General features: G+C 41.9%; 19 protein-coding genes and 2 pseudogenes. 3 read left to right on the top strand and 18 right to left on the bottom strand.

The window, feature by feature from the left end:
- Positions 1-26: 26 nt before the first annotated feature.
- The 14 genes and pseudogenes from LIT25_08195 to LIT25_08130 all read right to left on the bottom strand — a co-directional run bounded on the left by LIT25_08195 (position 27) and on the right by LIT25_08130 (position 15,068).
- A complete protein-coding gene (locus tag LIT25_08195) occupies positions 27-1,121 on the bottom strand; it encodes a Gfo/Idh/MocA family oxidoreductase (protein USK35264.1) in 1,095 nt (364 codons plus the stop codon).
- 20 nt (positions 1,122-1,141) lie between these two features.
- Positions 1,142-1,969, bottom strand: coding sequence for a sugar phosphate isomerase/epimerase (locus LIT25_08190; protein USK35263.1), 828 nt, complete (start codon positions 1,967-1,969; stop codon positions 1,142-1,144).
- 425 nt (positions 1,970-2,394) lie between these two features.
- Positions 2,395-3,546 (bottom strand): annotated as a pseudogene (locus LIT25_08185) (DUF1343 domain-containing protein).
- Positions 3,547-3,661: 115 nt separating this feature from the next.
- Positions 3,662-5,581: a glycoside hydrolase family 3 protein gene (locus tag LIT25_08180; GenBank protein ID USK35262.1), complete on the bottom strand. Its 1,920-nt coding sequence runs from the start codon at positions 5,579-5,581 to the stop codon at positions 3,662-3,664.
- A 15-nt stretch (positions 5,582-5,596) separates the two neighbouring features.
- Positions 5,597-6,958 (bottom strand): penicillin binding protein PBP4B, encoded by a 1,362-nt coding sequence (gene pbp4b, locus LIT25_08175; protein ID USK35261.1) that lies wholly within the window; start codon positions 6,956-6,958, stop codon positions 5,597-5,599.
- A 33-nt stretch (positions 6,959-6,991) separates the two neighbouring features.
- Positions 6,992-8,002, bottom strand: a complete 1,011-nt coding sequence (locus LIT25_08170) for a MupG family TIM beta-alpha barrel fold protein (protein ID USK35260.1) — start codon at positions 8,000-8,002, stop codon at positions 6,992-6,994.
- A complete protein-coding gene (locus LIT25_08165) occupies positions 7,999-9,369 on the bottom strand; it encodes a PTS transporter subunit EIIC (protein USK35259.1) in 1,371 nt (456 codons plus the stop codon). Before LIT25_08165 ends, LIT25_08170 begins: the two co-directional genes overlap by 4 nt.
- A gap of 23 nt (positions 9,370-9,392) precedes the next feature.
- Positions 9,393-10,250 (bottom strand): MurR/RpiR family transcriptional regulator, encoded by an 858-nt coding sequence (locus LIT25_08160; protein ID USK35258.1) that lies wholly within the window; start codon positions 10,248-10,250, stop codon positions 9,393-9,395.
- Positions 10,251-10,262: 12 nt separating this feature from the next.
- Positions 10,263-11,171 carry an N-acetylmuramic acid 6-phosphate etherase gene (gene murQ / locus LIT25_08155; GenBank protein USK35257.1) on the bottom strand — a complete coding sequence of 303 codons (909 nt, stop codon included), beginning with the start codon at positions 11,169-11,171 and terminating at the stop codon, positions 10,263-10,265.
- Between the two features lie 431 nt (positions 11,172-11,602).
- Positions 11,603-12,268 (bottom strand): VWA domain-containing protein, encoded by a 666-nt coding sequence (locus tag LIT25_08150; GenBank protein ID USK35256.1) that lies wholly within the window; start codon positions 12,266-12,268, stop codon positions 11,603-11,605.
- A gap of 23 nt (positions 12,269-12,291) precedes the next feature.
- Positions 12,292-12,870, bottom strand: a complete 579-nt coding sequence (locus tag LIT25_08145; protein ID USK35255.1) for a TerD family protein — start codon at positions 12,868-12,870, stop codon at positions 12,292-12,294.
- A gap of 568 nt (positions 12,871-13,438) precedes the next feature.
- Complete coding sequence (locus LIT25_08140; protein USK36208.1) at positions 13,439-14,410, bottom strand: DUF2339 domain-containing protein; 972 nt, start codon at positions 14,408-14,410, stop codon at positions 13,439-13,441.
- Between the two features lie 41 nt (positions 14,411-14,451).
- A complete protein-coding gene (locus tag LIT25_08135) occupies positions 14,452-14,787 on the bottom strand; it encodes a DUF2339 domain-containing protein (protein ID USK36207.1) in 336 nt (111 codons plus the stop codon).
- Entirely contained in the window at positions 14,751-15,068 is a 318-nt protein-coding gene (locus LIT25_08130; GenBank protein ID USK35254.1) for a hypothetical protein, read from the bottom strand. The genes LIT25_08135 and LIT25_08130 overlap by 37 nt, the downstream gene beginning before the upstream one ends.
- A gap of 142 nt (positions 15,069-15,210) precedes the next feature.
- Between LIT25_08130 and LIT25_08125 the strand changes: the two genes are divergently transcribed.
- Positions 15,211-16,158: a S8 family peptidase gene (locus LIT25_08125; GenBank protein USK35253.1), complete on the top strand. Its 948-nt coding sequence runs from the start codon at positions 15,211-15,213 to the stop codon at positions 16,156-16,158.
- A 40-nt stretch (positions 16,159-16,198) separates the two neighbouring features.
- Here LIT25_08125 and LIT25_08120 read toward each other — a convergent pair whose 3' ends face one another.
- From LIT25_08120 to LIT25_08110, 3 genes are read right to left on the bottom strand one after another with little or no spacing between them, the layout of a single operon-like run.
- Positions 16,199-17,152 (bottom strand): DUF4097 domain-containing protein, encoded by a 954-nt coding sequence (locus LIT25_08120; protein ID USK35252.1) that lies wholly within the window; start codon positions 17,150-17,152, stop codon positions 16,199-16,201.
- Positions 17,149-17,709, bottom strand: coding sequence for a DUF1700 domain-containing protein (locus LIT25_08115; protein ID USK35251.1), 561 nt, complete (start codon positions 17,707-17,709; stop codon positions 17,149-17,151). Before LIT25_08115 ends, LIT25_08120 begins: the two co-directional genes overlap by 4 nt.
- A complete protein-coding gene (locus tag LIT25_08110; protein USK35250.1) occupies positions 17,696-18,025 on the bottom strand; it encodes a PadR family transcriptional regulator in 330 nt (109 codons plus the stop codon). Before LIT25_08110 ends, LIT25_08115 begins: the two co-directional genes overlap by 14 nt.
- 321 nt (positions 18,026-18,346) lie before the next feature.
- Here LIT25_08110 and LIT25_08105 point away from each other — a divergent pair.
- A pseudogene (locus LIT25_08105) lies at positions 18,347-18,592 on the top strand (FCD domain-containing protein).
- A gap of 79 nt (positions 18,593-18,671) precedes the next feature.
- On the opposite strand, the gene LIT25_08100 reads toward LIT25_08105, so the two are convergent.
- Positions 18,672-19,052 (bottom strand): hypothetical protein, encoded by a 381-nt coding sequence (locus LIT25_08100; protein ID USK35249.1) that lies wholly within the window; start codon positions 19,050-19,052, stop codon positions 18,672-18,674.
- Between the two features lie 508 nt (positions 19,053-19,560).
- On the opposite strand from LIT25_08100, the gene LIT25_08095 reads away from it, so the two are divergent.
- Positions 19,561-20,544, top strand: a complete 984-nt coding sequence (locus LIT25_08095) for an ABC transporter substrate-binding protein (protein ID USK35248.1) — start codon at positions 19,561-19,563, stop codon at positions 20,542-20,544.

The raw sequence follows: 20,544 nt of genomic DNA, 5'->3' as shown, positions 1-20,544 counted from the left end.
TTGTGTTTTTTCGTGGTGAATTTTTTTTACTGAACAGTCTTAAGTTGACGAATAGATGCAAGGGAGACAGGCTGTCCGGTTTTTGCAGATTGATAGATAGCTGCTATGATTTCCAGTGGTTTAATGCCCTCCAACCCATTCACTAAAGGCTCACGATCCTCTTTAATGGCAGAAATCATATCAAGAATTTGCTCACGATGAGAGTTTCCAGAAATAGCACCTGGATCATTCGCCCCAGTTCCTTGTTCTTCATCAGAACTTTTTACAAGGTTTTGTACTTCGACACCATAATGGTCTGTCAAATTTTCAGCCGCTACTTTTAGGTAAAAATGTGTTAGTTTATCATTATCGATGACAGCTGTACCTGATGTCCCGAATACTTCAAGCCTTGCTGAAAGACCTGGAAATGCACTCGTTGTTCCAACAATTGTACCTAATGCACCGCTTTGAAACTTAACCGTTGCAACAGCAACATCCTCTACCTCAATACGTTCATGTGCAAGTGTAGCTGCATGTGCAAATACACTCTCAACAGGCCCCATTAAATATTGCAGAAGATCAATCGTATGAATGGACTGATTCATCAATGCGCCTCCGCCATCCATTTTCCAAGTGCCTCTCCAATCCCCGCTATCATAATATTCTTGTGATCTGTACCAATTGACCGCAGCCTGACCGAGGATCATCTTACCAAACTTGTTTTCTTCTATTGCCTTTTTCACTTCAATAGTAGAGGAATCAAAACGGTGCTGAGAAATGACGGATAATTTTACATTTGCCTTTTTACAAGCCTCTATTATTTCATAAGCTTTTTCAAGAGTGGTATCTATAGGTTTTTCACAGATGACATGCTTTCCTGCTTTCGCAGCATCCAAGGTAATCATTTTATGGGAACCGCTTGGAGTTAAAATGCAAACAACATCTATGTCTTTTCGCTTCAGCAAATCCCTATAATCAACGTACCAGTCAGCATCAGCACGCTCTGAAAGCGCTTTAGCTCTGTCCGGATTTTCATCTGCAACAGCAACTAGTTCAGCTTCCTCAATATCCCTTATTTGTGTTTGATGTGTGTCACTGATTACACCGCATCCAATAATTCCGAATCGTATTTTTTCTGTCATCTGATTTCATCCTCTCCCGATTATTTCCACTTTGATTCTATCTCTTGCAGTAGATCCTTTAAAGCTTTTGCAGCAACTTTAAACAAGTCCGGTCCACTAAATCCGGAGAATGTTTCAGCAGCAGCCAAATGAGGTTCCAAAGAAAGAAATCCATCATACCCGCTTGTTTTAAGCGTTTGCAGCAGTTCTCTTACTTCACCATCTCCTTTACCTGCAGGAACAACCTTTCCGCTTTCAAACAATGCATCTTTTATGTGCACATATTCTACATATGATTTTAATAAAGGGTAAGCTTCAGAATATGGCTTTACACCGCATTGAACAAAGTTTGCAGGATCAAAGGCCATTCTTAGATAAGGTGAATGAATCGTTTCCAGAATATCTAAGCACCGAATGGCATTGTCTCCGAATATTTCTTTTTCATTCTCATGCAAAAGGACAATCCCTGCCTGCTCTGCCTTTTTCACCAGGATGGACAATCTGCCGATTACTTCGTCTCTATAGGCATCAGGGTTATGTCCATCAGGTATAAAAAAAGAGAAAATGCGGATATATTTTGCATTGAAAAATTCAGCTGCAAACAAAGCCCGTTCAAATTGAATCAAATGTTCATCGAAATCGTCCAGAATACTTATTTTTCCTATTGGAGAACCAATCGAAGATAATTGTAATCCCTTTCTTAACAATTCTTCTTTTATTCTCCTTAATTCTTCATCAGATAATTGAAGAACATTTTTTTCCCAAACTCCCCTAAGTTCTATAAATCGGATATCTTCAGATTCCAGCACTTCAATCTGAACATTCAAGTCTGGTGAAATTTCATCAGCAAAGCCTGTTAATGTCAGCATTCCATTTCCTCCTTGGTTTTCATCTCAATTTTGATTTATCACATTTGTGATTGCGCTTTCATTTATCGGTTTCATAATTCCTCCTTTTATCTTCTTTTTTTAAGTATAGGCGAGGATCAAATGAGGATAAATGATACAAATTCACAAAATATTACGAAAAATCAATAAATTTTAATTAGTACTTGAATTAATCTTTATCTCTTCCGCTAAATCGATTTATTAGATTAATTCTACATAGGTGCATCTGAAGTTGCAATCAATTTTTCAGTTCATTGGCTGAAACAGCCTATACGGTCAAATTCACAATTTCAACTGCCTATTTTGACTATTTACGGCCGATTTTCAGGATTATACGGTCAAATTCCATTTCGGACTTTCCAATAAAAAAAGGGTGAAATCACAATGATTTCACCCTTTTACAACAATCACTTATAGATCAAATACTCTTCCCTAACCTTCTTAAATTCATCCTGTTCTTTCTGGTACTGATTCATGATGTCTGTAACAGAAGCTCCTTCAAGGATCATTGGTCTGACCCAGTCGTTTCCGATCAATTTATCGAAGAAGTTGTTTGATAGAAATTGGAAGTCATTTGGATACATGTCATGAATCGTTTTGATGATGTGAAGACCTGTTGGAATTGCATCAAATTCTTCGCGGTCAGTTACATAAATCTCTACGCCATGACTAAGTTTCCCGGCATGTTTTGAGAATGTCGGTGTAAAGGATGCAGCTCTGAATTTCACGCCTGGAAGACTGAGGGAGTTCAGTTCTGCTGCAAGGTCTGTGCTGTTGATATATGGTGCTCCGATTAGTTCAAACGGCTTGGTTGTTCCGCGTCCTTCCGACAGGTTTGTTCCTTCAATCAGACCAGTTGCCGGATAAACAAATGTTGTTGAAACAGTTGGCATGTTAGGCGACGGCAGGACAAATGGGAGTCCTGTATCGTCGTAATCCATGGAGCGCTTCCAGCCTTTCATTTTGACAACTGTCAGGTCTGCTCCAATTTCAAACTCTTCATTAAAGAAATTGGCAAGCTCCCCTAGAGTCATTCCATGCTTTGTAGGAATTGGGTAAAGTCCGACAAAAGATGCGACGTCAGGCTCCAGAACGGGTCCGTCCACTGAAAGTCCCCCTTGCGGATTCGGTCGGTCAAGTACGACGATCGGAATGTTATTCTCTTTTGCCGCTTCCATCGCATAGGCCATTGTGTAAATGTACGTATAGTGCCGGGTGCCTACGTCCTGGATATCAAATAGAAGTACTTCTACATTTTCAAGCATTTCAGGTGTTGGTTTTTTTGTCTGTCCATAAAGGCTGTAGACAGGCAAGCCAGTTTTTTCATCAATATAGAATTCGACGTAAGACCCAGCTTGAGCATCCCCGCGCACCCCATGCTCCGGACCGAATAAGGCTGTGAGTTCAATATCCGGATCATTGTGGAGCAAGTCCACAATGCTGTTCAGTTTTGAGTCAATGCCTGTCGGATTCGTAATTAAGCCCACTTTTTTCCCTTTCAAGAGCTCTTTTTGATCATCTAAAAGGACCTCTACGCCAGGCGTAACTTTATTCTTTTTCTTTTCCTTATGGGCAGCAACATCTTTTGCTGCAGGCAAAGCACTTAGCGCAAGCATCAGAATCGTTATCAGCACAAGAATTCGTTTCAATGAAACCTCTCCCCTTCAAATCGGATTATTTAAGCTGCTTGCCTGAACGAATATCGAGTCCATAGCCAAACGGATAAAGAATTTCATCTGGTTGAGTAACGGATGGAATATCTACAGGCAATTTACCTTGTGGCTTTGATTCGCCAAAGATTGTTTTAATGCCCGCCGGGATATTCGGCTGTCTGTAGGCTCCATTTGAAAAGCCTTTAAATCCATAAACCGCAAGCACAGCTTTAGCTTCTTCAAAATTCGCTGCATCATATGGGTTGCGCAAACTCATTAACACAAATTCTTTTTTCTTGGCTTCAGCATCTTTCATAACCGCTCTCGGGAAAGCCGTTGCCCATTTACTGGAGTCCTGAACGCTGTCATCGATTACGCCATCATTTACAGCAGGATCATTTTTAACAACGTAAGAGCCCGTAATTACATAGTCCGCTTCATCAATCATCGCAGCTACTTCATCATTAAATGATTTATTTGAGAACGCATAGCCAGTCACTTCTACATCTTTCTTCTTGCCCTTTAATTCTTTAATGCTTCTTGTCATCGCTTCTACTTGATCAGCAAAAGGAGCGAGCACAAGGACTTTATCATTTTTCTTCGGTTTGAAAGGAAGTGTATTGTCTTCATTTTTCAAAAGAGTAACAGCATCCTCCGCCATTTTCTTTTCTTTTTTCAAATGATCCTGATTTCCAACAACGTTTAGTGCATTTTCTACTTTCTCGTCGATCGGTGTGTGATCAGGAGTCAAAATACCGCGTTTGACTTTAAGTTCAAGGATTCTCTCAACTGAAGCATTTACCTGCCCAATCGGAAGGTCACCAGTTTCAATGGCCTCCTTTACTGCGTTAAATACAGAGGCTAAATTCTTTTCCATTTCAAGCGAGTTGACCTGCGCAGGCATTAACGCAATATCTACACCTGATTTTAAAGCTAAAACGACGGCTTCTTCCTGGCCAAAGTTGTCAGCGATTGCTTTCATGTTCAGCGCATCTGTGACGATGACACCTTCAAAGCCCATTTCCTCGCGGAGCAAGCCTGTCAGGACTTTTTTGGAAAGAGTGGCTGGAACCAAAATTTCCTGGCCGTCTTTTTTGCTGATATACGTTGTATCATCAAATGCAGGGAATTGTACGTGGGCTGTCATCACCATATCCACGCCTTCATCAATCGCTTTCTGGAAAGGCACAAGCTCCACAGAACGCAATCTCTCCTTGTCATGTGTAACTAGCGGAAGACCATAATGACTGTCAGTTGCCGTATCGCCATGTCCCGGGAAATGCTTTGTTGTCGCAGCCATGTTTTGGCTTTGGAGTCCTTTAATTGTTTGGATGCCAAGCTTAGAAACAAGCTCAGGGTTTGAGCTGTATGAGCGTACTCCGATTACAGGGTTTCCAGGGTTGTTGTTTACATCTACAGATGGACCGAAGTTTACATTGACGCCTAGTGACGATAATTCTTTTCCAATGATTTCGCCAGTCTGATAGGCGTACTTTTCACTTCTTGCTGCACCGAGAGCCATATTGCCGGGCAGATTCGTTCCGGTTTGAAGGCGTGTTACGATTCCGCCTTCCTGATCAATGGTAATAAAAAGCGGAAGTTCTGGGCTCGCTTTTTGCAGGCCATCTGTCAAGCGGGCTGTTTGCTCCGTTCCAACGACGTTTTCAGCAAATAGAATGACGCCGCCTAAATGATATTTCTGAATGATGCTTCCCACTTCATCATTCATTACTGTAAAGCCAGTAGCTTTGCTTTCCCCTTGTTTTTTCCAGTTGCGGAAATCCGGCATCAGCATCTGGCCCACTTTTTCATCAACCGTCATGCCTTCAACAATCGCTTTTACATCAGTTTCAGCTGACGCTTTAGCAGGTTTGATGCCTGCTAAAGCTGAAACTGATAGCACTGCAGCCAAAGCGGCTGCTGCCCATTTCTTTTTAAACATGTTCCCATCCCCTTTTTATTGATTTGATTCTAAAGCTTCGTAAACAGCTGTTACAACACTTCCGTAGCTTCCTGTTGTGAAAAGATCTCCGAAAAATTGATTGGAGTTAGCAGCAGGATTCACGAGCGGCGAATGCTTTTTATTCGTGAGCAGGACGATTCCCAAATCCTGTTCTGGATCAATGATTGTCACCGTTCCTGTCCACCCTGTATGGCCGTAAGCACTGTCGCTTGCATATTTGCTGAACATCCAGTCCATGCTGTCATTGCCGTTTAATCTCCAGCCGAGACCGTAAGTCGCATTCTTTTCAGATGGTGCAACGAATTCTTCAATCGTTTCTTCATCAAACAATTTTTCATTTCCGTAGCCGCCGCCGTTCAGCATGACCTGCAGAAGAACAGCGAGATCACTGGTTGTCGAGAATAAGCCAGCATGTCCGGAAACACCCTCCATTGAATAGAACGCTTTTTCATCATGTACTTCCCCTTGAAGCGTGTATGTTCGGATGTTCGGGAAATGAATCACTCCGTCACGCGTGTTGCCTAATAGCTCAGTAGCCGCAATCTCCTTAGGCTTGAAGCCTTTTTGCAGCGGATTAAACACCGTATCTTTTAAATTAAGCGGCTTGTACAATTCGTTTTCTACATATTCATCTAGCTTTTGGCCTGTAATTTTTTCCACAATAGTCCCAAGCAGCATATAGTCAACGTCACTGTAGACATTTTGTGTCCCAGGCTCATATGTAAGCGGAGTTTTATTAATGTTTTCAATCGTTTTTTCACGTTCCTGGGAATAAAGCTCTTTTGAGACCGCAGGGTTATGGTACTGTGGGTCTGGTTTAAAGCCGGCAGTGTGATGAAGCACATCGATAATGCGCATCGTATCTTTTCCTTTAATCACATCTGCTTCTGTGTCTTTAAATTCAGGAATGTAATCCTGAACTTTTGCATGAATATCAATCTTTCCTTCGCTTGCCAGCTTCTGAAGGGCAAAATTCGCTGCATACATTTTCGTATTGGATGCAAGATCAAACAAGGTGTCGTTTTCCATTTTCAAAAATTTCTTAAGCGGTGTATGTCCATCAAATTTCTGTTTATAGCCATAGCTCTCATTTTTCACAATTTTCCCGTCTTTTATGACAATCAGCGCAGCTCCCGGAAACCCTGCGGCTACTTCTTTTTCAATCAGCTGATCGACTTTTTCAAGCTTTTCAGAGGAAAATCCGACTTCCTCCGGCTTCTTTGCTTTTGTTAATACAGGATACTGAACATGTGCTTTGTGCGAGGCTTTTTCATTTGGCTCTGCAAAAGAAGCAGAAGGTACAAGTAATGAGATGGCAAGAACAGAAGTTAGTGCACAGCTTGTCCATTTTTTCATCATGTTTCCCCTTTGAAATCGTATTTTAATCGCTTATGAAACTACCAGTTTCACTTTTTGACCAGGCAGGGCCAGATTAAGCAGCGGCAGATCTTCTGCTAAAACATGTCCGATGACATTTACCCGTTCGTCTGCCTCCAGATCCCGTCTGCAAATTTGAATTTCACCCCTGTAGCGCCCGTATCCGTCATTGTCCATCGTAATCATTCCTATTTGACGCGCGATGGTATTCTCTGGCTCTACCTCTGAAGCTATGCGTGTACCTTGAAGGCGGAATACATCTCTTGAAACGTCAGGACGAAATTGATATGTCCCGCTTTTAAAAGTACTGGAGATGACATTTATTATAAGAATATTCTGATTTTCATAGATAGAAAGATTTTCGAGCAGCTCCTTTTCTATGCCCGGATCCCCTATGAATACTTCATCAACTTGCTGCAGCAATTCTACGGCGGCAGCATAAGGGTTTATGCCCCTGTGCTTTTCTAGTGTAGGCAGGCCGTCAAAAAGCGGTCCGCGTTTTGCATGCGTACCCGGAATAAATGCAGCAATCGGTATGCCGTATTTTTTGAACATTTGATTCTGCTGATGAAAAAATGCTTCGTCAAGTCCCGTTTCACGCCTAGGATAAAAATTGTGCCAGGCAATGAGACTGTCTGATTTAATTCCGCTGCCAAGAACAGTCAGCAACTCCTTTTCTGTAAGCGTGCTTGCATTAAGTGAAAGAGAGAAAACGTGTGATAAAGATTTAATTGTTTCATAGTCAAACCCGTCATCAAGACGGATTCCTTTAATACCGTACGATGATAAATCTTCGAACCTGCTGATTCCAAGGTGGTCAAGTGTCTTTAAAGAGACATCTGCATGAATCTCAATATCATGGGACTGTGCAAGCTTTAGAAGCTCAGACATCCTCTGGATGAGGCTGCCTTTTTCTTCAGGGATGTGAAGCGAGGTAAACGCCCGCTTCACTCCTGATTGTGCTGCATGAACAATTTGTTTTTCTGCATGAGGATCCTGTAGATAAAATGAAATGCCGATCACTTGAATTCAGCTGCCATTTCATCTTTAAATCCGAATAGGTAAGTGAAAATAAATCCAGCTGCATATGAGATTAATAATCCAGCAAGGTATAGAATAATTTGATTCGTGTGAACTAAGAATGTGAGCGGAAGACCTGATACGCCAACTGCGATTGTTGCGATATCAAAATGAGCCTGGAAAGCTCCCCCTACACCTGCGCCTAAACATGCTGTTAAGAACGGACGGCCAAGCGGAAGCGTCACACCAAAGATTAACGGTTCGCCGATTCCGAGCATTCCTGAAGGAAGCCCTCCGCCGATTGCACGCTTTAAGCTTTTCTTTTTCGTTTTAAAGTAGATAGCAAATGCTGCGCCGACTTGACCCGCTCCGCCCATAGCAAGGATTGGAAGCAATGGATCATCACCAATAGAGTTAATCAGCTCAAGGTGAACTGGTGTTAATCCTTGATGAAGTCCGGTTACAACTAACGGAAGGAACGTTGCGCCAAGAACAAAGCCGGCAACAACTCCGCCAAGATCCAGCACACTGAGTAAGCCTTTCGTTATCGCATCTGATACAAATCCGCCGACTGGCATGAATATAATGTAAGTGACGATACCAGTGATCAATAGCGCAATGGTAGGTGTAATGATGATGTCAAGAGATTGCGGCACAAATTTTCTTACTTGTTTTTCAACAAACGCGATGAAGATGGCTGCGAATAAAACCCCTATTAACCCTCCGCGTCCAGGAAGCAGGTTTTCACCAAATAAAGCAATGTCGCCTACAGCCGGGTTGATGACGAGGATACCAGCCAGTGCTCCAAGCGCTGGGGAACCGCCGAATTCTTTAGCTGCGTTCGTTCCTACTAAAATACCAAGGTAAGCAAACAGTCCAGATCCGATAACGGTTAGGATAATAGCTAATTGTGAATCTGCTGCAAGCCAGCCTGCCTGAACAATCGCTTTTGTAATCCCGGTAATCAAACCTGAAGCTACAAGGGCAGGAATCAGTGGAATGAAGATGCTTGCGATTCTTCTCAAAAAGAGTTTAAAAGGTTTGGCATTCTTTTTATCAATCTCTGATTTGTTTTTGGAAGCTGCGTCTTTCAGGTCAAAATCATCAGCAGCTGCAAGCAGTTTTTCAAACTCTGCTGAAACTTTATTTACAGCACCGGGTCCAAGGATGATTTGGATCGTTTCTTCCTCTACAATACCCAGAACCCCTTCTGTTTTCTTGATGGCTTCCATGTTGACCTTTGAACGGTCCTGCGGCGCGACGCGAAGTCTTGTCATGCAATGCGTGGAGGTCGCAATGTTAGCCGCTCCGCCAAGATGCTCCAATAGTTGTTCGGCAATCAATAAGTTTCTGTTATTCCCCTTTGCCATCTTAAAGCCCCCTTTAAAAGTGCCTATTTATATTTTTCTGTCATTGATTTGATGGCCGCTCTTGTATTATCTATATATTGCACGGTCTCATCGTACTGCTCTGTAGCCATTGCGAGAAACAAAATGTCGATCATATAAAGCTGTGCCAGCCTGGAAGAAGTCGCTGCGCTCCTGAACGGCGCTTCATTAGAAAAAGACGTGTGAAGCGAAACATCGCACAGAGCTGATACGGTCGTCTGCCCAAAGTGAGTAAGCCCGATTGTTTTGACGCCGCGCTCTTTTGCAAGCTTCAGCACATTAATGATTTCCTGTGTCTCGCCGGAAAAAGAGATGGCGAACAGGACATCATCCGGATCGGCATTGGCAATCAGGGTTGCAACCAGATGCATGTCTGTAAAAGCCGTTGCTCCTTTATTTATGCGGATCAGTTTTTGCTGAGCATCCTGCGCCACAATATTTGAAGCACCTACCCCGCAAAAATGAACGTTTTTAGCTTTCATCAGCATCCCGATGACTGTTTTCAGATTTTCATGATCAATAATTTCAGCTGTATCACGGATAATCTGAATTGTGTTGCTTGTTGTTTTTTCAACCACTCTGTAAAGGGATTCGAAAGGTTCAATATCACGGTAGCCCTGTTCAACAGATTTCATCAGATCACCGGCAATTCTCATTTTCAGATCCTGGAACCCTTTTAAGCCAAGTGATTTGCAGAGCCTGACAACTGCTGCCCCGCTTGTCTTCGCTGACGTGCTTAATTCACTTACCGTGCTGTTCACTACTTCATGCGGATGCTGCAGAATGTAATCTGCAAGTTTTTGCTCTGACTGCGGCAGCTTGTTAAGCATGGTTTGAATGATGGATAATCCGCCTGTTGCCATAGTTCTCGCTCCTTATGATGTATGGAGTGAGATGGCTTTTCGTACATCCCCATCCGCACGATTTAATAGATTTATTGCTTCCTCTAATGAGGTGTTTGCTTTAATCATGACAATCGCTGGTTTGACTTTAAGCTCTGCTTTTTCAAGCGTTTCTTTTGCAAGATCATATCCAGCATCCGTCACCGTTTGGATGATGCTGATCGCTCTCTCCTTCAGTTTGTGGTTGCTGACATTCACATCGACCATTAGATTTTCGTAGACCTTACCGATCTTGATCATCGTTGCTGTTGAAATCATGTTAAGCACCATTTTATGAGCCGTTGCCGCTTTCATCCTGGTTGAGCCGGTGACCACTTCAGGGCCTACGACAACCTCGATGCCAATATCGGCAGCTTCAGAAATTTTAGCATCCTTATTGCAAGAGAGCGCAATTGCTTTTGCACCTGTCTCTTTAGCATACCGAAGGGCTCCAATTACATAAGGTGTCCGGCCGCTTGCAGCAATTCCAACTACAGTGTCATCAGCTGATAGATCAATAGCCTTCAAATCAGCTACACCGAATTCTTCTTTATCTTCTGCACCTTCGACAGCACGGACGATCGCTTTCTCTCCGCCTGCAATCAAGCCGATAACTGTATCAGGTGAAGTGCTGAACGTCGGCGGGCACTCCACCGCATCAAGGACTCCAAGTCTTCCGCTCGTCCCTGCACCGATGTAAATCAATCTTCCTCCCTTCTTTAACGATTCATATGCACATTCAACGGCTGCCTTAATTTCAGGCAAAACCTCCTGCACAGCGATCGCCACTTTCAAATCTTCGTTGTTCATCATTGAAAGAATTTCGAGTGTATTTGCGCTGTCAATATTCATAGTTTGTTCATTTCTCAATTCTGTCGTTAATGAACGCAGTTGTTTTTCCATAAACGGGTGATGCCTCCTAATAATTAAAATTCTCAATTTTCAGTATATTATATCTTAAACATAATTTCAATTTAATCTTTGCATTTTTGAAATTATGTTTCAGATTATACGCTAATGATAGCGCTTTTATGACTAAACAGCAAGAGGAAATGATTTGAATGAGTGACTGAAAACAGAGTTCATAGATGTCGAAATTAGGTATTACGACATAATAACATACAGGAATCATGGATAATAATAAGGATTTTGACACTCATTCCCAATTAATAGTAGTTAAATAGAATGATTTTTGTTTTTTATTGGAAAACAAATCGAAATTAGCTGAAATTTAGGTTTCACTCTCCGAGACCCTAATCTTGCTTTCCGCCCTCTTCCCCTCGGGTAACATAATAAAAAACAGCCTGGGATTCACATCCCAGACTGCTTACTTCCTATAATACTCTCTTCTCTTTCGCTTCTCTAATCCAATCCGGAAATTCGTTCAGCAAGCGATCGTACAGCTGCTCATCTGTTATCGCATCAATGTCCTGAACATGAAAGAAGTTGGCGTTATCAATAAATCTGCCTTCCATCGTATCCAGGTTTTCCAGCACTTCGAAGTTTGAATTTCCAACACCGACAAATTGCCAGAATATCGGTTTGTCAGAAGACGAGACTACCGGCTTTTTGATGGTTCGCTTACAGCCTCCGTCGTTTATGAACACAATAAAAGCTGGATCTTTGCTTGGATCTTCTTTTAAGTATTTATTCATGACGTCGTACATGACAGGCGGTTCATCGTTGCGGCCGAATTTATGTATGGTGTCACTGTTTAAAATCCGCAGGCTGACGTAGTTTTCAAAATCTCTTTCTGTCACAGAAGGCAGTCTTGAAAACTCATTATCGTATACCCACACATCCAGCATGCCGTCATCATCAAATTGACTTGCCACTGCCAGGATGCGTTCTACCACTTTTTGAACGGTTCCATTTTTATAGAGGTTTCGCATGGATCCTGAGATATCAAGTACTAGTCCTACCCGTGCGACGACTCCGGTCAGCTTCTTTTTTTCAAGTACGATTCCTGCGGTTTTTTTCATTAAGTTAATCGAGCTCACTTCTAACAGTCCCTTTTCGTATCTTAAACGTCTAATCCGTAATTTTTGCAAAGTGCTGCAAGTCCGCCTGAAAAGCCGCTGCCGATTGCGTTGAATTTCCAGTCTTGACCATGCTTGTATAATTCACAGACAACTACTGCTGTTTCAACTGAAAAATCTTCCCCCAAATCATAACGGAGCACCTCTTCAGAGTTATCGGCATTCACAACACGAACAAATGCATTGGAAACTTGTCCGAAGTTTTGATGGCGGCCATCCGCATCATGAATCGTTACAGTAATCCCAATTTTTTCTACATGGTCCGGCAGCAGTGAGAAGTCAATGGTCATTTGCTCATCATCGCCGTCCCCTTCTCCCGTGCGGTTATCTCCAGTATGTTCAACCGCGCCATTGGGACTTTTTAAGTTGTTGTAAAAAACAAATTCTAAATCGTTCTGAACCTTGCCGCTTCCATCAGCAAGAAAAGCAGAAGCATCCAGATCAAAATCCTTCCCGCCTGAATACTTATTCGTATCCCAGCCAAGACCGATGATTACTTTCGTTAGTCCCGGGTTTGTTTTTGTCAGATCAATACGCTGTCCTTTTGATAAAGAAATTGACATGATATCACCTCGTTAAATATTTTCCAAAAAAGGAAGTCTGCTTCTATTGTACTACGAAACTTGTACAAAAAAGTTTCAAAAGGAAAGATTGTCCGATTTTTTAGAACACATTGAAATTGGCAATGATGTTTGAGTCTTAATAGTGAGTGGAAAAAGTTCAGTACAATCTCTTAAGGAGGCTCACTATGCAGCAGCATAAATTGTATGAGCTGGACACCACGAAATGCGGAACCGCCTGTTTTGATCAGAAAGAACACGGTGCCTGCAAATTTAAATCTATATTTTTCTAATTGAAACCCATTTTTGCGAGTTAAAAAGACAATTTTGAGAATTGAAACATGATTTCCGTGAATTGGCTGCGGTTTTGATAGCGACAACAGATACGAGTGCATCTAAGAGTCCAGCCTGTTTTACTTTCTAAAATCGGACAATTACTTGCCGAAATGCTACATTTTCTAGCGGGAATCAAATAAATACTTGCCGATTTTAATAGAATACTATCTTTTTTCCAGCTGTCTCCTAAAACAATAGAAAAACGCAGGAGTCCAGGATCCCTGCACAATAAACTCTAAAATCTTGAAACCCCAATACCAACTGTCCCCAAAGCAATAAACAAGATAGCCCGCAGGACAAGTGAGAGGGATATCAGGTCCAAGAGAACAAGCTTGGATAATGTGAGAAACAGCAATCCAATCCCTAAGATCCGAACATTTCGATGATTTTTCAGGACGCCAAAGACGACACATACAACTGCATATAATGCCCAAATCCCTGTAACAGACATCATTCTGATTTCAAATGACATGTTTAAAGCGGCTGCAAGAACGAGCATGGTCGCAAAAATAAACGTCGTAATCGCAAGAACAGCAAACAGGACGCGGTTCAGAAACCTGACATCACTTTCCTTGAATTCATCACTGAATTTACGGAGCAGAAGCTTCACTATGATCAATGATGCTACAATACACATCCACACGAGTGATTCATAGGACCATACAGCATAAATCATCTTAGTGCAGCTTGCTAAAAGACCAATAATATAGACAATCAAACCAATATATTTTTGAATGATCCCTTTGATCGCAAAGCCTGCATATAACGCTATTAAACCATGCAGCAGCAATAGCAGGCTTAATTGTTCTTCGCCCGTCATTTCCAGCAAGTAAATGCCTGCAGCATATGAAGCGATCGGAGCAAAAATATCCAGCTTCTCTCTCTCTGTTTTTTTCAAGAAAAGCCATATGGAAACAGATGCATAAATGGCGAAGGAAGCTGCTAAAAATCCTAAATAGACGGACTGATCTGCAAGGGCCTGAAACCAAAAATGGGTGCTGACAAAGCTGATCAGCACAAGCGATTTCTGCTGTGATTGATAGAGCGAATGGATAAAGAATGCCAATACTAGACCAGCATGCTGCAAGAGGATCGCTGATAAGATAATGGTACTGTTTCCTCCTTGTGCAAAAGCTGCAAATACAAACAGGGCGGCATGCAGCAGGAAAAAGGAAGAAAAGTACAGAACAATATATTTTTTCTTCATCGCATACACTAACAGTCCTGCATAAAACAAAAACTCGTAAGCTACAAATATAAGAGCATTGTTTGATTACTTTCCACTAAAAAAGGCACTAAAAAACCGGCGATCCCAGCCAAAACTGCAATCGGCTGAGAATGATGCCTTTTGGAAAGCAATATGCCTCCACTTACCCAGATCATATTCAAAACAAAGGCAAGCGCTGAATGGATCAAACCGTATAAAACATTTGCCGAAAATGTGGTTAAGATTAAAATCACGATGGCTCCTCCAAGCAGAACTTGTCCAAGCGCTGCTCTTCCCTTCCTGATTTGCCATTCACCGCCTGCAATCAGAGCTGCAGAGCTCAAAAAACCGAGTATGCATTTAACTGAATCCGTAATAAATCCCTCATCTGATGCGCCTTAAACGCCCATAACACTCCAAGCAGCAAGACCAGAATAAACACTCTCGGAAGCCAGACTTGTCCAATCACGCGCTCCCAGTCAACTTTTGCTGCAGACGGCCTCTGCTCAGTCAAAGCCGTTTCCGGAGCGTGATATATGGTATTCACTGCTCCGGCTTCTCCTTTACTCCGAGTCAGCTCGGCTCTAAGTTCACTTACTTCTTGCTGCAAATGCATCATTTTCGTTTCAATTTCATCTATTTTTCTTTCTAAATTCATAAGCCACCTCTTTTATCTTCGTAAGTTACATTATATGGCAAATGCATGAAATTGAATAGTTCTCTTGAATTCCACATTCTTTATCATTGATCGTCACTTTTTATCATATACCTTAATCATTACAGATAAAGGAGACGGTAAAGTGAAAGGACAAGTTAAACTGCTGCCCCATAAATACGGACCTATCGTGAAAAATGTAAAAACAAATTCCGAAGGAGTAGACATGATTCGTGCTCCAAAGCTCTGGGAACAGGGGATAAAAGGGAAAGGAATTACAATAGCGGTGCTTGATACAGGCTGTGATGTGAATCATCCTGACCTGCGCGCAAATATTGCCGGCGGGCGAAATTTTACGACTGACGATAATGGAGATCCTAACAGCCTTACTGACTATCACGGCCACGGCACGCATGTATCGGGCACCATTGCGGCGGCAAGGTATGTGGGAGTTGCACCTCAGGCGAAAATTCTTGTTGTAAAAGTGCTAGCTGGAGACTCCGGAAGCGGAGAATATGCTTGGATTACAAACGGCATCTTGTATGCGATTGAACAAAAAGTTGATGTAATTTCCATGTCACTTGGAGGACCTTCTGATCATTCTGAAATGCGAAAGGCTGTCAAAAAGGCGGTTGCCAATCAAATCGCAGTTGTTTGCGCTGCTGGCAACGAAGGTGATAATGACAGCAGAACATCTGAGTTTTCTTATCCTGGATCCTACAATGAGGTCATCTCGGTAGGGTCAGTAGGCTTCGGGAAAATTTCCTCGCCATTCTCAAACTCTAATAATGAAGTTGATCTTGTAGCGCCTGGAGAAAGAATCGTCTCTACTATTCCCGGAGGAGAATATGCTGCATTCAGCGGAACCTCGATGTCAACACCTCACGTGGCAGGCGCGATTGCCTTAATCAAACAGCTTGAACAGCAGGAATTTGACCGAAAATTTACGGAAGCAGAAGTATATGCGCAATTAATCAAGCGGACAATTCCGCACGGCAATCCAAAAACGCAGGAAGGCAATGGTCTGCTTTACTTGACTGCTCCGGATTTGCTTAGGGAAAGTGTAGCCGAGAACAAGCTAATTGAAGAATAAAGCAAAAGCCATCACCTGCTAAATAGTGATGGCTTTTATTTTACCTCAGCTGAAAATCTCCAGAGCTGGTCCGTGCTTTTATCGTATATTTTCCTGAACCGATTTTCCCTTTTATTTCGTCTTCCGATTTTTCTTCATAGCTCAAGCCGTCCAAATCAATTGTGCCTTCGCCAGAGCCGCCCTTGTAATCGACCGCAAGTGAATTTGGATTCTCATCCAATTCAATGGTAATTTCTCCACTCGAAGCCTCGGCATCAATGTTTCCTGTCAGTTTCTTGTTTTCAATGTTAATGTCACCTGATGAAGAATCTGCTTTTACATCACCCGCTGCATTTGCGATGTTTATTTCTCCTGAAGATATATGCAGAATCGTCTCTTTTGCTTTTTGATCACGGATCATCAAGTCACCGCTGCCGGATTTTATATCAAAAGCAGCTGCGGAATTAGAGAGTGACTGTATATCTCCGCTGGAAGTTTTAAGAACCGTTTTTCCTTCAGCAGTTGAACTGTCCATTCCAACATCCCCGGATTGCGAATTCAGAACGATATCCATTGCCTCAATACTAGAAGCTTCTATATCTCCAGAGGACGTTTTCGCATAGATCCTGTCAAAAACCCGTTCCGGCAAGTAAACATCAACATTCGTATCCACAATATTGATGCCGAAGTTAAATTCGATTCTGTCTTCCCCTGATAGCCTAATATCAAGGGTTTCGCCGTTTTCATCTACATCTAATTGAAACCGGTCGCTGTATTTTTTATTGGCTTTTCCATTCAGCTCCACTTTAATATCCTCATCAGAAGTTTGGTGAAGAACAAGATCTGCAGACGATAAATCAATCTCAATGTTTTTGATATCCTTATTTGCAATGATCTTTTCATCAAACACTTCTTTTGTGTTAAAAGAAAATCCCCCAGCCGCACCGGCAGTTGCCACTGTGCCCGCTATCCCTGCCGCAAGTAATAGAAGCAAGCCGTAAACCAATTTTTTCATACTGCCCTGTCTCCTTTATCTATTCTTAAATTGAATTTAATGTACCTCAGAATTAAATGGTAAAAATATTTGCCTACGTATATCATCCCGATGCTCATTAAAAGACCAAGGCTGACTAATGTCAGTGAGAAGAAAAAATTGAATGCAAAGTTTTCGATGCTAAATCCCATGAACGATGAAGCCATAATGCCAAATGGCGACAGTGTAAGTAAAATGGCTGCCGCACATAGTGCCAGATAAGTTCCAAGAAGCGCTGCAACAGGGCCTGCAATAAAAATAATGTTAAAAAAGCTTAAACTGACCGCTGCAAAAATAGCCCGAAACATGTTGGTCGCCGTTTGATCTGATTCTGCCTTGCTGATGAAATAGTCAGCAAGCAGTTCCCTTGCAATCACATGCGGATCGCCGAGCTCTCCTGCCAGTTCCTTTTCGCTTTTCCCATCGTTTGCGCCAATCTCGAAATGCTCCTGGTAGTCATAAAGCATTTCATGCCTTTCTTTTTCAGGTACTCTGCTTAGCAGAGAATTCAGTGTTGATAAAAATTCATTGTTCCTCATCCCCAGTGCCCTCCTCAATAAATTGATTAACCGAAAATGAAAACTGCCTCCACTCTTCAACGAGCATATTCATATTTCTTCTCCCTTTTTCCGTCAATGAATAATACTTCCTGGGCGGTCCTTCTTTTGATTCCGCAAGGTACGTTGTTAAATATTCTTCCTTCGTCAGCCTTCTCAGAAGTGGATAAAGCGTCCCTTCTGCCACCTCAATCTTGCTTGATATGCTTTGTGCAAGCTCATAACCGTACCGATCCTTCTTGGAAATAAGAATCAGCACACAAATCTCTAGCACCCCTTTTTTAAATTGCACATTCAATCTTTTCACCTCTTCTGTGCTTAGTACTGAATATAGTATAGTAGTCATGCACCCTGTTTATGTCATTTACTTCCATGTACTTATAATAATATACAGTAGTGATTAATGCAAGGTACTGAACGTAACTTTTTTACCTATTTTCTTACATGATGATGTCGATTCTCTTCAACCACTGTCCTTCGTGTTAATTGAATAACTCACCAGAATGTTCAGCTCAATAAAAAATACCTTAAGCGTATCGAGCAAGGGTTTTTAATTAAATATAGAAAGGGTATAAATCGTATTAAATAAACAAATCCAGCAGTAAAACCATAGCGCTCTATGATGATTGATACCATCAGCAGAATGCAGTCAATTATTTATCTATTCCGCAAGACAGTGGTCCTATACAGCCGCCCTCGTTTAATTGATGAACACGAAGAAATTTATGAAGCAATAAAATCAAGAGACGGGCAGGAAGCCGAGAGCCTGATGAAGAATCATCTTCACATATTCTTAGCTATAATCAAAATGAAAAAAAGGAAGCAAATGAGTGTTTTATTTACAACTCATTTGCTTCCTTTTTAAACGATTACCTATTCATTCAATGATAATAATTTCCTGCAAACAGCAAAAAACCCCGGTCACCCCGAGGTTTCTCATCCGTCTATTTGGATAACAGATGCAGAATCATCTCAGCATCTTTTTCTCTTACATTCATTTCATCCGCAAGCTTCGCAGGATTGTCGGCAAGCGACGGACTTTTTTTTAGGGCAGCAAGCGCCTGATAGCAAAGACAGATCGGCGTTTTTTCAATGCGGGTGCTGATAATTCTGCACACCCCGCTCTTCTTCGTCTGAATAGCCCCGAACTGCTCGAGCTGATCGAGCTTCTGAAGGGCAGATCGCTTTGAAACGCCCAGCTCATCTGAGAGCTCGCTGATTTGATAGTTCACATTTCCATCCGCATCCCGTTTGACAAGCAAATAGCCTAATAGTTTTGAATATAACCTTGATAGATTTACTAATGCTCTGTCATTTATGTTCATATACCGTCCACCTAATCCAAACTGTTACAAATAAGTATACATATTGTCTTAGGACGAATGTTTCATATCATCGTTTTGTAATATAGTTTTCATTGTTTTGTTATAAATTTGTGAGTTTTTAGGAGGTTATACCCCGTTTTTGTCAATGTCCAGCATTTATCAGAGTAACCGAACAACCAGGTGAGGACAAATGCGACCATAACGGCCAGCAGATTCACTGCGATATATATCAGGATCTGGCCGTTTAAATAAAGGAGAGTACCGGGAATGACGGTACTTGCCAATCCTGTTGCCTTTGAGTCCTGCAAGTGAAGCTGCAAAGCCCCCGGCTCCCCCTCAATCAATTATAATTACTTGTAATTTCCATGAAATTCTAATCATAAAACAAAAAGAGCAGAAATTTCAGTTAAGTCTGAAAATAATGATTGAAGAAAACCAAACATGAGTTATAATTTAATGAATAAAAGCATAAAAGCGTAAAAGCATAATAAAAATCGGGGGTATTACAATGAACTGGAAAACAAAGCTAGGCATGAGTGCCGCGATCTCAGGAATGATACTTGCAGCAGGATGCGGCAGTAAAGATACGGCGGGAAGTGCAGGAAGTGAAAAGACCTACCAAGTCGGGGTTACTCAAATTGTAGAGCACCCATCACTCGATGCTGCTTTGGATGGATTTAAAAAAGCGCTTGATGAAAAAGGACTGAAGGTTGATTATGATGTTCAAATTGCCGGCGGCGATCAAAACAACAGCCAGACGATCGCAAGCAATTTTGTCGGAGATGACGTTGACCTTATTTTCGCCAACTCAACACCGAGTGCTTTAAGTGCTCTGAATGCAACAAAGGATATACCGATTGTCTTTACATCCGTAACGGATCCTATTGGAGCAGGGCTTGTTAAAAGCTTTGAAGAGCCTGGAGCAAATATCACAGGCACAACCGATACTCATCCGGATGCGATTCCAAGCACGGTCAAATTTATTGATGATAATGTCGAAGGCAATAAAATTGGGATGATATACAATTCAGGAGAACAAAATTCAGCTGCCCAAATAGATCTTGTTGAAAAAGCGATTAAAGGTACTGACCTAGAAATCGTGGAGTCATCTGTCTCAACTTCCGCGGAAGTCAAACAAGCTGCTGAAGCACTTGTCGGAAAAGTGGATGCTTTCTATATCATAACGGATAACACCGTCGTTTCTGCCCTGGAATCGGTTATCTCTGTAGCAGGCGACGAAGATATCCCTCTATTTGTCGGAGAGCTTGATTCAGTGGCGCGCGGAGGATTTGCAGCTTATGGCTTTGACTACAACGACATTGGCTATGAGGCGGGATTAAAAGCAGCCGAAATTTTAACCGGCAAAAAGGAAGCAAGCGAAATACCGGTGGAATTCCCGCAAAAGCTGAAACTTCAGATCAGCAAAAAAGCTGCTGAAGCAATGAATGTAGAAATCAAAAAAGAATGGGAAGACGCAGAAATTATCGACTAA

The organism is Bacillus sp. F19, assembly GCA_023823795.1.
Classification (GTDB): Bacteria; Bacillota; Bacilli; order Bacillales; family Bacillaceae; genus Bacillus_P.
This window is presented reverse-complemented; position numbering and strand designations above follow the sequence as displayed.

Coding starts and splice junctions, on each gene's coding strand:
- LIT25_08095 (USK35248.1), top strand. CDS start 19,561: ATGAACTGGAAAACAAAGCTAGGCATGAGTGCCGCGATCTCAGGAATG.
- LIT25_08190 (USK35263.1), bottom strand. CDS start 1,969: ATGCTGACATTAACAGGCTTTGCTGATGAAATTTCACCAGACTTGAAT.
- LIT25_08140 (USK36208.1), bottom strand. CDS start 14,410: ATGAAGAAAAAATATATTGTTCTGTACTTTTCTTCCTTTTTCCTGCTG.
- LIT25_08115 (USK35251.1), bottom strand. CDS start 17,709: ATGAGGAACAATGAATTTTTATCAACACTGAATTCTCTGCTAAGCAGA.
- LIT25_08120 (USK35252.1), bottom strand. CDS start 17,152: ATGAAAAAATTGGTTTACGGCTTGCTTCTATTACTTGCGGCAGGGATA.
- LIT25_08130 (USK35254.1), bottom strand. CDS start 15,068: ATGAATTTAGAAAGAAAAATAGATGAAATTGAAACGAAAATGATGCAT.
- LIT25_08195 (USK35264.1), bottom strand. CDS start 1,121: ATGACAGAAAAAATACGATTCGGAATTATTGGATGCGGTGTAATCAGT.
- LIT25_08165 (USK35259.1), bottom strand. CDS start 9,369: ATGGCAAAGGGGAATAACAGAAACTTATTGATTGCCGAACAACTATTG.
- LIT25_08145 (USK35255.1), bottom strand. CDS start 12,870: ATGTCAATTTCTTTATCAAAAGGACAGCGTATTGATCTGACAAAAACA.
- LIT25_08100 (USK35249.1), bottom strand. CDS start 19,052: ATGAACATAAATGACAGAGCATTAGTAAATCTATCAAGGTTATATTCA.
- LIT25_08160 (USK35258.1), bottom strand. CDS start 10,250: ATGGCAACAGGCGGATTATCCATCATTCAAACCATGCTTAACAAGCTG.
- LIT25_08180 (USK35262.1), bottom strand. CDS start 5,581: ATGTTTAAAAAGAAATGGGCAGCAGCCGCTTTGGCTGCAGTGCTATCA.
- murQ (USK35257.1), bottom strand. CDS start 11,171: ATGGAAAAACAACTGCGTTCATTAACGACAGAATTGAGAAATGAACAA.
- pbp4b (USK35261.1), bottom strand. CDS start 6,958: ATGAAAAAATGGACAAGCTGTGCACTAACTTCTGTTCTTGCCATCTCA.